This is a genomic window from Fundidesulfovibrio sp. YSD1 (assembly GCF_055397115.1).
In genome coordinates this window covers 837067-851479 of sequence record NZ_AP043666.1, presented here as the reverse complement: position 1 = coordinate 851479, position 14413 = coordinate 837067, and the positions used below count along the sequence as shown (strand labels likewise).

The window sequence follows — 14413 nt, the reverse complement described above, 5'->3', positions numbered from 1 at the left end:
GATGATCGCGCCTCTCCGGCTTGTCGATACCGTCAAAGCCGCTGGTTGAGCCGCCAAGCTCTCCCCAGGGGACCTGGCGGCAGTCTTGAGGGAGCTCGACGTCCCTGACGATCCTCGCCTGCTCACCGGCACGGGTGACAACGAGGACGCCGCCGTTTTGACCTTTCCGCCCGGCAAGGCCCTCATCCAGACCGTGGACTTCTTCACCCCCGTGGTGAACGACCCCTTCCGCTTCGGCCAGATCGCGGCCGCCAACGCGCTCTCCGACGTCTACGCAATGGGCGGCGAACCCTACGCCGCCATGAACATCGTCTGCTTCCCGGCCAAGTGCATGCCGCTCGACGTGCTCAAGGAGATCCTGCGCGGCGGGCTCTCCAAGATCAGGGAGGCCGGGGCGGCCATGGCCGGCGGCCACAGCGTGGAGGACAACGAGATCAAGTACGGCCTGAGCGTCTCGGGCCTGGTGGACCCCGACCGTTTCGCCTCCAACCGTGGGCTTGCGCCCGGGGACCTTCTGATCCTCACCAAGCCCGTGGGGCTCGGCGTGCTGGCCACGGCCGTGAAGGCCAACGTCCAGGGCTGCGCGGCGCATGAGGAGGCCATCTGGCGTGTGGCCGCCAAGCTGAACAGCGGGCCGGGGAGGGTGGTGCGCGAGCTTTCGCTCAAGGCCGCCACGGACGTGACCGGCTTCGGCCTGGGCGGGCACTGCCTGGAGATGTCCAAGGCATCCAAGCTGGCCGTGGAGATCGAAACTTCGGCTGTGCCCGTGATCCCGGGGGCGCTGGACCTCGCGCGCACGGGCTTCGTGCCCGCGGGCAGCCACGCCAACAGGCGCTACTTCGCGGACAGGACCGTGGCCGCCCCGGGAGTGGACCCCCTGGCCGTGGACCTGGTGTTCGACGCCCAGACCTCGGGTGGGATGCTCCTGGCCGTGCCCCGGGAACTCGAGGCGCGGGCGGCCGAGCTTCTCGCTGCCTCCTCCGACTTGTGCGCCCGGGTCGGGCGCGTCCTGGACGAACCCGCGCCGGAGGGCCTCTTGCGCCTGGCCTGAGGTGGAGCATTAGACACGCGGTTCTGGACAGAATGTGAGAAACGTGACAAAAGAATAACGTGTGTCTACGCCGGGGGAGTCCGTACGGCCACCGCCAAGGAGGAGATTCATGAAGCCCGAGGAAAAGGTTGTTTCCATGGACGAATTCCGCAAGCCCAAGGAGAATGAAGTGCCTTCCATGACCGATCTCAATGCCAAGACCTCTCAGGATATCAGCCGTATGGCTCTGCTTTTGGCCCTTCTCGCCGTGCTTCTGGCCGGCGTGCTCTTCTTCAAGGCCAACCAGAATCTGAACGTCCTGACCAAGGACGTCGCCGGCATCGGCACCAAGATCACCACCATCGACGCGAAGATGGCCGAGCTCGAGAACCTTCCGGCCAAGTCCAAGCGCATGGTCATGGGCACGATGATCATGGAGATGGCCCAGAAGGCTTCCTACCTCTCCACCCAGATCGACAATCCCGAGCAGGCCGCCAAGCTGCTCCAGGCCATGGAGCTCCTGCAGCAGGCCAAGCCCGAGTAGCCCGCGTTTCCCCGGATGTTTTCGAGCCCAGCGCCGCCTTCCGACGGCGCTGGGCTTTTTTTCGTGGAGTCCCGATGAAGTCCCTGATCCTGTCCGCGCTCCTGACCCTGTTGGCGCTTCCCTGCCTTGCGGCCGAAATCCCCGCCCCTTCCGACCCCGCCTTTTCCCCCGGTCTGGAGAAGCTCTCCGAGTCCATCGGGAAGCAGATGGCCAAGCACAAGGTCAAGGGGCTCGCGGTGGCGGTGGTGGACGGCAAGGGCCTGGTCTGGGCCAACGGCTACGGTGAGGCCGACGAGGCCAGGGGCGTCCCCATGGGGCCGGACACCGTGGTCAACCTGGGCTCCGGTGCGAAGCTCTTCACGGCGCTCGGCGCCATGTCCCTGGCGGGGCAGGGCAGGCTGGAACTGGACGCGCCCGCGTCCTCGGTCCTGCCCGGGCTTGGCCTCTCGTCCTTCGCCCAGGCCGGGGCGCAGGTAACGCCCAGGCGGATCATAACCCACCACGCCGGGCTCCCGGCCAATCACTTCAAGGGCCTCTACAGCCGCAAGCGCGAGCCGGCCCCGCTCACGCCCGAGGCCCTGGCCGACGTGCACATGGCCTTCAGGCCGGGCACGGTGTTCTCGTTTTCCAACCTGGGCACGGCGATCCTGGGCATGATGGTCGAGAAGCGGGCGGGCGAGCCCTTCGCTTCCTGGATGGACAAGGCCGTGTTCGGGCCCATGGGCCTCGCCGACACCTCCTACGCGCCCAGGGCCGCCTGGCAGGACCGGCTGGCGGTGAGCTACGGTTCCTCCGGCCCCTTGGCCACGCCCGGTTCCAACCAGGCCCCGGCAGTCTCGCTTTACTCCACCGCGCGCGACCAGGCCCGCTTCCTGGCCGCCGTGCTGGGCGCGCCCGGCGCGGGCCTGCCCCATAACGTCACGCGCGCGGCCCTGGCCGGAATGCTCGCCCCCCAGAACACGGGCGTGCCCCTGGACATGGACCTGCGCGTGGGCCTGGGCTGGAACCTCAACCGCCCCGCGTTCGGCCCGGCCGGGACCGTGGCCTGGAACTTCGGGCGCCTCGCGGGCTTCCGCTCGCTGGCCATGGTCAACCCCAGGGCGGGGCTCGGCGTGGTGGTGCTCGCCAACTCCAGCTCCGCCGAGGAGCCGCGCAACTCCATGATCGACCGCGTGGCGGACGAGGCCATGCGCGCGGCCATGGCCGCCAGGGGTGTCTCCCCCCTTCCCGTCGCACCGGCGGCGCCGTGCCGCGTCCTGCCCCTGGAGGACGTGACGGGCAACTACGCCACCATCCTGGGCGTGGTGAAGGTCGGCCCGGGCAAGGGCGGCAGGCCCGTGATCAGGCTCGACGGCAAGAACCTGGACCTGGAGCCCAGCGGCGAGGGCGTCTACGGCGTGAAGTACCAGGTCCTGGGGCTGACCCTCTACGACGTGACCAAGAACCAGGACGGCCTGCGCTTCTCCTTCGCGCAGGAGGCAGGCTCGACCTGGCTGGTGCTGCACCAGGGCGGCGAGCGCGAACTCTTCGGCCTGAAGGTGGAGCCCTTCTCCGCCACGCCCGGGTGGCAGGCCCGCCTGGGCAAATGGAAGATCGAGGACCAGGGCGACGACCTACCCATGGTCCGGGAACTCACGCTGCGCGAGGAGGACGGGCTCGTGCTCTACGAGGCCAGGCTGCCCACGCTCATGGACTTCAAGATGAGCATCCCGCTCTCGGCCCAGGGCGAGGACCAGGCCCGAATCACGGGCCCCGGCGGGTTCAGCCAGGCCATGGGCGATGTCCTGCGTTTCGCACCAGGCGAGGGCGGCGAGCGCCTGCATTACTCCGGGTACGTTTTCAGAAAAATGTAAATAATGGCTCGCGCGTGCGTGAGGCCATGCTGCCGGCGCGGTTTCGCGCCCGAAGCGGCCGGGTCACGATTGCGCTTCGCGCCGTGAGGGAGGGCTTTACAGCAGGGAGACATTTCCATAAGGATTAAGAAGGGTCGGGGCAGTTCTCAAAAGGGGTGTAGCATGCGTATCTCCTTCTCCCTGAAGATAGCAATCCTGCTCGTCATCAGCATCGTCATCGTCACGAGCGGCATCTTCTTCACCACCTACTATTTCATCACCGACGGATTCGACGAACAGGCCACGCAGGAGCTGGGCGCACGCCAGAAGTCGGTGCAGTCCAAGCTCGACGCGCTCAAGGAAGCCACGCTGGCCGAGACGTTCCTCATAGCCAACGACCTGGCCATCGCCCAGGCCATCGAACGCAGGGACAGCGAGTTCCTGAAGAAGCTGGCCAAGCAGATCCTCGAAAAGACCAAGATAGACTTCCTGACCATCTCCGACGTCGACGGCAAGGCCCTGGCGCGGGGCCACTCCGACAAGACCGGAGACTCGGTCATGGACCAGATCGCCATCCAGAAGGGCCTCAAGGGCCAGGAGAGCGTGGGCATCGAGGAAGGCACCGTGGTCAAGCTCTCCGTGCGCGGCGGCGCGCCTGTGAAGCTCGGCGGCAAGGTCATCGGCGCCATCTCCGTGGGCGAGAACCTGGGCACGCACGCCTTCGTGGACGAAGTGAAACGCGACATGGGCGTGGAGTGCACCTTCTTCAACGGCGACACCCGCGAGACCACGTCCATCCTGCGCGAGGGCAAGCGCGCCGTCGGCACCAAGATGGACAACCCCAAGGTCATCGAGGCAGTACTTCAGCGCGGCGGGGTGTACAACGCCCGCAACAAGATCCTCGGCCAGGAGTACGACACCGTCTACTGGCCCATGGCCACGGCCGACGGCAAGATCGGCGGCATGCTCTTCATCGGCAAGGACCGCAAGAGCATCGAATCCACGCAGAGGGGCATCGTCTGGAGCGTGTTGGGCTCGGCCGCCGTGGTTGGCGTGCTCATGCTCATCGTCGGGCTCGTCGCCGCCAGGACCCTGACCAAGCCCATCACCAAGGCCATCTCCTTCGCCAAGAACGTGGCCTCGGGCAAGCTCGACGAGACGCTCGACGTCAAGCGCAACGACGAGATCGGCGACCTGTCCGACGCCCTGCGCGACATGGTGGTGGCCATCAAGTCCAAGATCGCCGAGGCCGACGAGAGAACCCGCGAGGCCGGAATCCAGGCCGACATGGCCGAACAGGCCAAGGCCAGGGCCGAGGAGGCCCAGCAGAAGGCCGAGGCCGCCAGGCGCGAGGGCATGCTCACCGCCGCGATGCAGCTCGAGGGAGTGGTCCAGGGCATCAGCGCGGTCAGCGGCCAGCTCTCCAAGCAGATCGAGCTGACCACCGAGGACATGGCCCTCCAGGAGCGCAGGACGGCCGAAGCCGCCACCGCCATGGAGCAGATGAACGCCACCGTGCTCGAAGTGGCCCGCAGCGCCTCCAACGCGGCCCAGCAGGCAGCCCAGGCCCGCACCAAGGCCGCCGAGGGCCGCCAGGTGGTGGGCAAGGCCGTGGACGCCATCGGCCAGGTGGACCGCATGGCCGTGGAGCTCGAGCAGGACATGACCACCCTGGGCGAGCAGGCCCGCTCCATCAGCGGCATCATGAGCGTGATCTCCGACATCGCGGACCAGACCAACCTCCTGGCGCTGAACGCGGCCATCGAGGCGGCCCGGGCGGGCGAGGCCGGGCGCGGCTTCGCCGTGGTGGCCGACGAGGTGCGCAAGCTGGCAGAGAAGACCATGACCGCCACCAAGGAAGTGGGCGACTCCATCCGGGCAATCCAGGACGGCACCACGCGAAACGTTGGCAAGGTCAAGACCTCGGCCGAAGCCTCGCGCAACGCCTCCGGGCTCGCGGCGAGTTCCGGGCGGGCCCTGGAGGAGATCGTCTCCCTGGTGGACGACACTTCTGGCCAGGTGCAGTCCATCGCGGCGGCCGCCGAAGAGCAGTCCGCTTCGAGTGAGGAGATCAACCGCATCGTCGAGGAAGTGAGCAGGATCACCTCCTCCACGGCGGGCGGCATGCGCGATTCGGCCCAGGGCGTGTCCGAGCTGGCCGGGCGCTCCAGGGAGCTGGAGAACCTCATCGGCTCTTTCAGGCAGGGTTGAGCGCGGAAGGCCGTTCCCCATCCGGCAAACATGCAGGCCCCCGCGTGCGCGCACGCGGGGGCCTGTTTCGTTCCGGCCGTTTCGTAGAGCCTAGTCCCCGAAGTTGGAGCGGCGGATGCGCTCCAGGTCGTCCGGGGTGTTCACGTTGAAGAAGGGCAGGGCGTCGCGCACGCTGTAGGGCACGTGGTGGCGCAGGCTCTCCGGGATCGCGCGGGAGAGCTTGCGGCAGCCCTCCTCGTTGGCCCGGCGCAGCACGTTCGCGGCTTCGGGCTCGTAGACGCTCACCAGCGCCTCGATGAACCCCGTCTCCACCTGGAGGAAGGTGGTCATCACGGCGTCCTGGGGCTTCTCGCGCCACGCCGCCAAAAGCGTCTCCACCGTGGCCTCGTCCAACAGGGGCAGGTCGCAGGAGAGCACCAGGCAGGGCGTGCGGTAGCGCTCCAGGGCGGTGACTATGCCGCCCATGGGGCCGAGCCCCGGGGTTTCGTCCAGGAACCAGGGCAACCCCGGCACGAGGGCCGAGGGGTCGCGCCCGGACACGGCCACGGTGGGGCAGAAGCGCCCGGCCAGGCCGGCGGCCCTGGCCAGCAGGGCCTGCCCGTCCAGCACAACGGCGGCCTTGTCCCGGCCCAGGCGGCTGCTCTTGCCCCCGGCCAGCACCACCGCGACTTCAGGACTGCGCGTTGATGCGCCCATCGGTGTCGGTGAAGATGCTGAAGCGGTTCTCCCGGGAGAAGCCCACCAGGGTCATGCCCGCGGCGCGGGCAGCCTCCACCCCGGCCGTTGTCACGGCGGAGCGGCTGACCATCACGGCGTAGCCGGAACGCACGGCCTTGCCCACGAGGGACGCCGTGGCCCGGGCGGAGACGAAGAGCACGAGCCCGCCCAGGGGCCGCCCGTGCGACAGGGCCCATCCGGCCAGGCGGTCCAGGCAGTTGTGGCGGCCGATGTCCTCCACATGGTGGACGAAGGCGCGCAGGGCAGGATCGTAGACGGCGGCGCGGTGGAAGCAGCCGGTGGCGTCCCAGCGCCCGGCCATATCCATGAAGCGCGCCGCGCCCGCGAGGATGTCGTCGGGCTCCAGGGCGCCTTCCCAGGGCCTCGCGGCCGGGACCTCCCCGGGGGAAAAACGCACGCGGAAGTTTTGCCCGCCCAGGTCCTCCACGGCGGGGATCGTTCCCTCCGGGCGCAGGTCGAGCAGGGCCTGGCCCAGGGCGAGGTCCGCCAGCCCGTCCGGGAAGGCCCAGAGCTTCCTGCGGCCGCCGCCGGGAAGTTCGAGGTTCACGGGGATTTCAGGGGCGGCGTCGTCCTGGAAGGTCCTCCAGGCCCCGTCCTTGAATTGACGGCACGGCAAGTGGGCGAGATCGGTGCTTTCAACCATGCTTCTGTCTTCCTTGACACAAATATGCCGCAACTGGCACAATCACGAAAATTTCGAAAAGGGGGATCAAATGACCAGGAGCCTCGTGACTGTTGCCGCCCTGCTGGCGCTTTTGTGTTTTGTTTCGGCCGCGACGGCCCAGGATAAGGTGTTGATGATGGCCACCACCACCAGCACCGAGGATACTGGCCTTCTACCCGTACTCGCCGACGCCTTCAAGAAGAAGTCCGGGATCGAGCTGCGCTGGGTGGCCACGGGCACGGGCAAGGCCCTGGAGATCGGCAAGAACTGCGACGCCGACATCCTCATGGTGCACGCCCCCGCTGCCGAGCTGAAGTTCATGGAAGAGGGCGCGGGCAAGGCCAGGACCCAGATCATGTACAACGACTTCGTCATCGTCGGCCCCAAGGCCGACCCCGCCGGGATCAAGGGCAAGACCGCGGGCGAGGCCCTCAAGGCCGTCTCCGCCAAGAAGGCCCCCTTCGTGAGCCGGGGCGACAAGTCCGGCACGCACATGGCCGAGCTGGCCCTGTGGAAGGGCGCCGGCCTGGAAACCCCGGACAAGGAGGTCTGGTACGTCTCCGCCGGGCAGGGCATGCTCCAGTGCCTGCGCCTGGGCTCCGAGAAGGGCGGCTACGTGATCACCGACCGGGGCACCTGGATCAAGTTCGAGTCCGCCCCCGAGGCCAAAAACATGGCCATCCTGGTGGAGGGCGACAAGCCGCTGCTCAACCAGTACAGCGTCATCACCCTGAGCCCCGAGAAGTGCCCCAAGGCCAAGCTCGACCTGGCCGAGGCCTTCGCCAAGTGGATATCCACCGAGGGCCAGAAGGTGATCGCGGACTTCAAGCTCATGGATAAGCAGCTCTTCTTTCCCAACGCCGGGAAGTAGATGAGCTATCTGGCCGACGGCCTCTCCAGGGCCGTGGACCTTTTGGCTTCGGGCGACCCAGAGACGTTCTCGGCGGTGTCGGCCACGCTGAAGGCCACGGCCCTTTCCCTCCTCGCGGCGCTGGGCCTGGGCCTGCCCGCTGGGTTCTGCCTGGGCTACTTCAGTTTCCCGGGCAAGCGCTTGGCGCGCATGGTGTCCGACGCCTTCATGGCCTTCCCCACGGTGGTGATCGGCCTCTTGGTCTATGCGATGCTCTCCAGGCGAGGGCCGTTGGGGGAGCTGGGGCTCTTGTTCACCGTGCCCGGCATGGCCGCCGGCCTCGCGCTGCTGGCACTGCCCATGGTGGTCAGCCTCACGGCCTCGGCCGTGGAGCAGCTGGACCAGCGCCTGCGCCTGACGCTCCTGACCCTCGGGGCCGACGGCAGGCAGCTGCTCCTGGGAGTGCTGTGGGAGGCGCGCTACGGCGTTCTGGCCGGGGCCGTGGCCACGTTCGGGCGCGTGGTGTCCGAGGTGGGCATCGCCATGATGGTCGGCGGAAACATCAAGTGGCACACGCGCACCATCACCACGGCCATCGCGCTGGAGACCGGCAAGGGCGAGTTCGCCCAGGGCATCGCCCTGGGCATGGTCCTCTTGGGCATCTCCATGGCCGTGAACGCGGTCCTGGCAGTTCTCAAACGCAGGGGAGGGCCGTCGTGAGCGGACCGGTCTACGAGATCGCGGACGTGGAGCACCGTTTCGGCGGGCGCGCGGCCCTGCGCTGCCAGCGCCTCACGGTGCCGCCCGGGCGCATCGTGGGCATCAGGGGGCCCAACGGGGCGGGCAAGAGCACGCTTTTGTCCATCATGGCCTTTTTGGCAGCGCCCACGTCCGGCACGGTGCGGTTCATGGGCCGCGAGGGCCGCAAGGGCGACGTGGCCCTGCGCAGGCAGGCCGTGCTCATGCCTCAGGACCCGGCGCTCCTGCGCCGCCGGGTGCGCGCCAACGTGACCTACGGGCTTGCGGTGCGCGGCGTGGACGACGCGGGCGCTGCCGACGAGGCCATGGGGCTCGTTGGGCTCGACCCCGGGCGCTACATGGGGCGCTGGTGGTGGGAGCTCTCCGGGGGCGAGACGCGGCGGGTGGCCCTGGCCGCGCGCCTTGCGCTCAGGCCTTCCGTGCTGCTCCTGGACGAGCCCACGGCCAGCCTGGACCCCGAGAGCGCGCTGCTGGTGGGCCAGGCCCTGCTCGCGGCCAGGCGTCTGAGGGGCCTGACCGTGGTGGCTGTGAGCCACGACAGCGAATGGCTGGACTCGGTCAGCGACGAAATGTATCTTCTCGAGCCCCAAAAAGGCATCACCACCCTGAGACAGGAGCGGGAACAATGCGCGCAATGAACGTCGTCGGCTTCAAGAACACGGGCAAGACCACCCTCTGCCTGGAGATCGTGCGCGAACTCGCCCGCAGGGGCACCCAGGCCGCGACGCTCAAGTTCACCCACCAGACCGGGCTCGACAAGGCGGGCACGGACACGGCCAAGCTTCTGGAAGCGAGCCCGGCCGTGGCGGCCATCGGCGCGGAGGAGTCCGCCGTGTTCTGGCGCGGGCGCAAGTCCCTGGCCGAGCTTCTGCCGCTTCTGGGCCAGGAGATGCTCGTGGTGGAGGGCGGCAAGGCCCTTGGCGTGATGCCGCGGGTGGTCATCGCGCAGAGCGCGGCCGAGGCCGTGGAGCTGGGCGCAGGGCCCGGCGGGCTGGCCGTGGCCGTGTACGGCGCCGCCGACGTGGAGGGGGTGCCCTCGGTGACGGACGTGGCGGAACTCGCGCGCATCGTGGCCGAGCGCGCCTTCCTGCTGCCCGGGCTCGACTGCGCCGGGTGCGGGCGCGCGGACTGCCGCGAGCTGGCCGCGCAGATCGTGGCCGGGAAGGCCTCGGCCTCCGAGTGCGTGGCCGTGCAGGGCGAAATCTCCGTGGAGATCGGCGGCGCGCCCCTGCCGCTCAACCCGTTCGTGGCGCGCATCCTCAGGTCGGGCATCGCGGCCATGCTCGGCGAGCTCAAGGGCTACTCGCCCGGAGAGACGGTCATCCGCTTGAAGCCCTAGGTTTTCCACTTCTTGTGTTCACGCTCCTGTGCGTGTAGGCTCTTGAGCGTCGCGAGAACAAGCCGCAGCCAGGAGCCGGAAATGGATCATCCCGACAGCGCCCCTCGCCCGGCCAGCGAGCCTTCCCGGAAGGATCAGCACGAATCCCGCCTGGAGCTGGTTTCCAGGCGCATCCAGGAAAAGCTCGGCAATTACAGGGCCTACAACTTCACGCAGCTGCAAAGCGTGGCCCTGAACATTTTCTTCGACCTGGCCCAGGAATTCACCGACGTGGAGGACGTGTACGCGGTCTGCGTCATGATCCCCAAGTCGCTCTTCAACCTGGAGTGCACCCTCTACGTCATCGACGGGCAGCGCGACATCCTGAGTTGCTGCGCCTCGCATTGCCCCATGCCCGACGGGTCCGTGGTCTTCGCCGAGGAGACCATGGTCAAGGACGGCCACCTGCTCATCCCCATAAAGGGCAACAGGGAGCTCATCTCCCAGCTGCCGTTCACGCCCCACGGCGACGTCATCGGCATGCTCGAGATCTTCCCCGCCGACAGCCTCACCGAGCACGACAGGCTCTTCTGGGGCCGCTACGCCAACAGGATAGGCTTCCAGCTGCACAACAGGTTCATAAGCCTGAAAAACAAGGAGCACGTCCAGTTCATCCGCAGCCTGGTGAAGGACATCGGCCACAACGTCATCGTGCCGAACATGTACTTCAAGCTCTTCTACAAGCGTCTCGAGGCGCGCATCGGGCTCATGAAACCGTATCAGACGAAGTTCAGGCGGCTGATGCAGGACTGCGCTGGGGACAAGCAGGAAATCGAGAAGGAATGGCAACGCCTGGACCAGGACATCCAGTATATCTATAACGCAATACTTGATCAATACAAAGAGATATACAGCCACTACCAGAACACGAGCCTCTTCCTGGAGACCCTTTTGCGCACGAGCCACTTCGAGGAAGGGCGCTACGTCCTCGAAAAGCGCAAGTGCAACTTCAAGAGCCACGTCATCGACCCCCAGGTGGAGCGTTACCGCTCCCGCCTGGCGGACCGGGGCATCGAGATCGACACCTCCATGGGCGGCGTGCCCGACCGCGAGGTGGAGGTCATGGTGGACGTGGGGCTCATCTCCCAGGTGTACTCCAACCTGTTCTCCAACGTGGTCAAGTACACCCGCGAGGTTGACGAGGGGCACGGGCGCAGGCGCAAGTTCATGTCCTACGGCTGGGAGATCATCCCGGACTATTTCGACCCCGGCCGCGACGGCATCAAGCTGAACGTCTTCAGCTCCGGCCCGGCCATGACGGCCGAGCAGAGCGCGAGGCTCTTCACCGAGGGCTACAGGGGCGACAACGCCCAGGGCGAGTACGGCACCGGGCACGGGCTGTACTTCATCCGCGAGGTGGTGAAGCTCCACGGCGGCGAGGTGGGCCACGAGCCCACGCCGCTCGGCAACAACTTCTACTTCATCCTGCCCTACGAGCCCAACGCCCAGGCCGAGCCGGACCAGGGCGGAGCCGCCGCGACGTGAAATCCCGCCCCATGTGGGCGCAAGCCGAAGGGAGTGCCTGTCCCCATGCCCTCGAAATATCTCGAAGCCCTGTCCAAGCCGGGCCAGGGCGTCAATCCGCTGTTCGGCTTCCTGGGGGTCGTCCCCGTGCACGTGGACGCCTCGCGCGCGGTGCTCGAACTGCCGCTCAGGCCCGAGTTCATCCAGGGCGCGGGGGTAGTGGCCGGCGGCGTGCTCGCCACCCTGGCCGACGAGGCCATGGCGCACCTGGTGCTGGCCAACCTGGCCGAAGGCGAGCGCACGGCCACCATCGAGATGTCCGTACGCTATTTCAGGCCGGTGCTCGGCGCGGGGGCGCTCAGGGCGGAAGCCTCGCTCGTGAGCCGGGGCAGGCGTATCGTGGGGGTGGAGGCGGGCGTGACCGATTCCGAGGGGCGGCTTGCGGCCAAGGCCTCGGCCTCGTTCTTCATCCTCGAGGCCAAGCCCGCCTGAAAAGGCCGTCCCCCGGCGGCGAGGCCTCCGGGGGACGGGAAAGAAGGGGCCAGGCGCTGGCGTGCGTTCAGCGCAGGACCATCACCGAGCACTTGGAGTGCGCCACCACCTTGCTGGCCACGCTGCCGATGAGGAAGCGGTCCAGCCCGGTCTTGGCCCGGCTGCCCATGACCACGAGGTCCACTCCTTCCTTTTCGGAGAACGTCAGGATGGAGTCGGCGGGGGATGAGCCGAAGTCGAGCACGGCCCGGGCCTTCACGCCCAGGTCTTCCGCCTTCTTCTTGGCGGCCTCGAGGCTCTTTTCGGCCTGCTGCTTGATCTGTTCGGTCACGGCCAGGGTCACCCCTTCGCCGAAGTCGATGAAGTCCTCCGCCACGGTGAAGAGGATCATTTCGGCCTTTTGCCATTTGGCCAGTTCGACGCCCTTTTCCAGAACGGCCTGAGACTGGGTGGAAAGATCGAGGCAGACGAGAATCTTCACGACAAGCCTCCTTCCCGGTGGGATCACCGGCGTTGTGATGAGGACTCACCGCCGTGGCGGTAAGACCCGCCCGGCTGGAGCACCACCATGTCGCCCAACGCGCACGAGCCCGACACGACCACCGCCGTGGCGTCGGAGTCGAGGCTCGACTTCACCCGCGCCTCGCCCAATCCACGCCCGGCCTTGTCGATGAGGCCCACGGTCATTCCCGGGGAAAGCCCCTGCTTCGAACCCATCGAAAACCCGATCAACGGGCCTTCCTCGGACTCCTTCACCATGTAGACTAGCCCTTTTCCTTCAAGAGTCAACAACCGCTCCACGCGCCAACTGGCGAAAAAGCCGGCCAAGCCGAAGGGCACGGCCAGGGCCAGGGCGATGAGCGTGGCCGAGTAGGGCTGGATGCCGAAGGTGCGCATGATGAACGACGGCGAAGCCATCCGCTTGGCCATGGCGTCGGCGTGCACGGTCACCATGATGGAGAGGTTGGCCGGGCCGCGCGCCGGGCGCTCCCCTGGCGGGCCTTCCAGCACGAAGATGCGGTCCCCGGCCATTGCGCCGGGCCCCACCGTGATGACGCCCTTCCACATGGTGCCGCCCAGCCAGAAGCCGGTGTAGAGGCCTTCGGGCTTGAGCACCACGTCCTGGTCGCCGCCGGTGACGCGCATCTCCTCGATGGTGGTGGCCCCGGGCGGCAGGGGGGAGGTGAGCAGGATGGTCTCGCCCGGGATGGCCTGGAATTCCCTGCCCGCGTCCATGAAGCCCTCGCGCAGGGCGTCGGCCAGGCAGGCCAGGGTGGTGAAGAGCAGGATGGAGGCGATCAGCCCCAGGATCTTCCTGATGCGGCCCGTCTGCGTGATGTCCATGGTGTGGCCTCGCCTTTCCCTGTTTGCGGGCAGCCCGGGCGCGCCCGCATGCGTTTGGCTTGAAAAGAGAGGGCCGGTCGAAGCCGGCCCGCGGAAATTTGTTTTATGCGCCGTGCCTGGATGATGCAAGGCTTTGGTCCCGTCCGGCTCAGGCGGTCTGGGAGGCTTCGCGGTTTTTGTCGCGCAGGAGCCGGATCAGGATGATGCCCCCGGCCAAGGTGGGCACGAACAGCGAGAAGAAGGCCTTGCAGAAAGCGGAGGTGAAGTTGTCCAGGTCCAGGGAGGCGGCGCGCATTCCCACGCAGAGCTCGGCCAGGATCGCCACGTCCACCGCTATCAGGACTATTCTCTGGCGCATGTTCATCGTTTCTTCTCCTTTTGGATGTCCGGGCCGGAGGGCCGGCGGAGTGGGGGGGCCGTTTGTTACTCGGCCCTCCGGTCCGGACTGTATGGCGTCCCGGGCGAGGTGGGGTGTCGTCCCGGTATGGCCTGCTTCCGACTACTTCTTGAAGATGTCGGTCTTGCTGATGTTCATGAACCTCAAGGCCTTTCCGTCTTCCTTGTAGTACACGCGGACTTCGTCGCCGGCGTCCCAGGCCGAATCCGGCAGGGCCATGTACTCATCGGGCACGCTGAAGGTCACGAGCATCTTCTGGCGGGCGGAGTAGATGGTCACGGTCTTCTTGGCCTTGTCCACCAGGGGGAAGGCCTTGGCCTTCTTGGCGGCCTGGTCGAACACCAGCGGGTGGTCGCGGTCCACGTTTTCCTGGATGTCGTGGATCTTGAAGGCGATGGTCTTGAAGGCCTGCGCCTGGGGATCATAGAGCACGATCTGGCTCTTCTGGGTGTCGAGCTTCATCCTGAGGCCGGCCTTGGGGGCGGGGCCCATCTCCTCCGGGTTGGAGGGCACGGAGTAGGTCACCGCGGGCAGGCCCGAGTAGTCGGGGGTCATGGGCTCGGCCTTCTTGTCCCTGATGAAGGTCACCTTGCCCGAGTCCTTGTCGTAGGCCACCACGCGGCCCTGGTCCACCTTGCCGAAGTCGCTGCATCCGATCAGGGAGGCCAGCGCCAGGATCGCCATGAGAAGTGATATGCGCTTCATGTTGT

The 14413-nt window shown here is 67.2% G+C and carries 16 protein-coding genes; 10 read left to right on the top strand and 6 right to left on the bottom strand.

Annotated features, from left to right (window positions below):
- Position 1: 1 nt before the first annotated feature.
- The 4 genes from selD to ACZ5V4_RS03985 all read left to right on the top strand — a co-directional run bounded on the left by selD (position 2) and on the right by ACZ5V4_RS03985 (position 5617).
- Positions 2-1051 carry a selenide, water dikinase SelD gene (gene selD / locus ACZ5V4_RS04000; protein ID WP_464316885.1) on the top strand — a complete coding sequence of 350 codons (1050 nt, stop codon included), beginning with the start codon at positions 2-4 and terminating at the stop codon, positions 1049-1051.
- Positions 1052-1160: 109 nt separating this feature from the next.
- A complete protein-coding gene (locus tag ACZ5V4_RS03995) occupies positions 1161-1574 on the top strand; it encodes a hypothetical protein (RefSeq protein ID WP_464316884.1) in 414 nt (137 codons plus the stop codon).
- Positions 1575-1648: 74 nt separating this feature from the next.
- Positions 1649-3427 (top strand): serine hydrolase domain-containing protein, encoded by a 1779-nt coding sequence (locus ACZ5V4_RS03990; RefSeq protein ID WP_464316883.1) that lies wholly within the window; start codon positions 1649-1651, stop codon positions 3425-3427.
- A 162-nt stretch (positions 3428-3589) separates the two neighbouring features.
- Positions 3590-5617 carry a methyl-accepting chemotaxis protein gene (locus ACZ5V4_RS03985; RefSeq protein WP_464316882.1) on the top strand — a complete coding sequence of 676 codons (2028 nt, stop codon included), beginning with the start codon at positions 3590-3592 and terminating at the stop codon, positions 5615-5617.
- 90 nt (positions 5618-5707) lie between these two features.
- Here the strand turns inward: ACZ5V4_RS03985 and mobA are convergent, their stop codons facing one another.
- Both mobA and ACZ5V4_RS03975 read right to left on the bottom strand, forming a co-directional pair.
- Positions 5708-6313, bottom strand: coding sequence for a molybdenum cofactor guanylyltransferase (gene mobA / locus ACZ5V4_RS03980; RefSeq protein ID WP_464316881.1), 606 nt, complete (start codon positions 6311-6313; stop codon positions 5708-5710).
- Entirely contained in the window at positions 6288-6998 is a 711-nt protein-coding gene (locus ACZ5V4_RS03975) for a formate dehydrogenase accessory sulfurtransferase FdhD (RefSeq protein WP_464316880.1), read from the bottom strand. The genes mobA and ACZ5V4_RS03975 overlap by 26 nt, the downstream gene beginning before the upstream one ends.
- Positions 6999-7068: 70 nt before the next feature.
- On the opposite strand from ACZ5V4_RS03975, the gene ACZ5V4_RS03970 reads away from it, so the two are divergent.
- The 6 genes from ACZ5V4_RS03970 to ACZ5V4_RS03945 all read left to right on the top strand — a co-directional run bounded on the left by ACZ5V4_RS03970 (position 7069) and on the right by ACZ5V4_RS03945 (position 11962).
- Positions 7069-7890, top strand: a complete 822-nt coding sequence (locus ACZ5V4_RS03970; RefSeq protein ID WP_464316879.1) for an ABC transporter substrate-binding protein — start codon at positions 7069-7071, stop codon at positions 7888-7890.
- Entirely contained in the window at positions 7891-8589 is a 699-nt protein-coding gene (locus tag ACZ5V4_RS03965) for an ABC transporter permease (protein WP_464316878.1), read from the top strand.
- Positions 8586-9266, top strand: coding sequence for an energy-coupling factor ABC transporter ATP-binding protein (locus ACZ5V4_RS03960; protein WP_464316877.1), 681 nt, complete (start codon positions 8586-8588; stop codon positions 9264-9266). Before ACZ5V4_RS03965 ends, ACZ5V4_RS03960 begins: the two co-directional genes overlap by 4 nt.
- The gene (locus tag ACZ5V4_RS03955) at positions 9254-9967 is read left to right on the top strand and encodes a molybdopterin-guanine dinucleotide biosynthesis protein MobB (RefSeq protein WP_464316876.1); all 714 of its coding nucleotides are present in this window, start codon (positions 9254-9256) and stop codon (positions 9965-9967) included. The genes ACZ5V4_RS03960 and ACZ5V4_RS03955 overlap by 13 nt, the downstream gene beginning before the upstream one ends.
- 81 nt (positions 9968-10048) lie before the next feature.
- Positions 10049-11491: a sensor histidine kinase gene (locus tag ACZ5V4_RS03950; RefSeq protein ID WP_464316875.1), complete on the top strand. Its 1443-nt coding sequence runs from the start codon at positions 10049-10051 to the stop codon at positions 11489-11491.
- 45 nt (positions 11492-11536) lie between these two features.
- A complete protein-coding gene (locus ACZ5V4_RS03945; protein WP_464316874.1) occupies positions 11537-11962 on the top strand; it encodes a PaaI family thioesterase in 426 nt (141 codons plus the stop codon).
- A 67-nt stretch (positions 11963-12029) separates the two neighbouring features.
- On the opposite strand, the gene ACZ5V4_RS03940 is transcribed toward ACZ5V4_RS03945, so the two are convergent.
- From ACZ5V4_RS03940 to ACZ5V4_RS03925, 4 genes are all read right to left on the bottom strand, one after another.
- Positions 12030-12443 (bottom strand): universal stress protein, encoded by a 414-nt coding sequence (locus ACZ5V4_RS03940; protein ID WP_464316873.1) that lies wholly within the window; start codon positions 12441-12443, stop codon positions 12030-12032.
- A 23-nt stretch (positions 12444-12466) separates the two neighbouring features.
- Positions 12467-13306, bottom strand: coding sequence for a hypothetical protein (locus ACZ5V4_RS03935; RefSeq protein ID WP_464316872.1), 840 nt, complete (start codon positions 13304-13306; stop codon positions 12467-12469).
- A gap of 148 nt (positions 13307-13454) precedes the next feature.
- Positions 13455-13664, bottom strand: a complete 210-nt coding sequence (locus tag ACZ5V4_RS03930) for a hypothetical protein (protein ID WP_464316871.1) — start codon at positions 13662-13664, stop codon at positions 13455-13457.
- A 141-nt stretch (positions 13665-13805) separates the two neighbouring features.
- Positions 13806-14408: a DUF4881 domain-containing protein gene (locus ACZ5V4_RS03925; RefSeq protein WP_464316870.1), complete on the bottom strand. Its 603-nt coding sequence runs from the start codon at positions 14406-14408 to the stop codon at positions 13806-13808.
- Between the last annotated feature and the right edge of the window lie 5 nt (positions 14409-14413).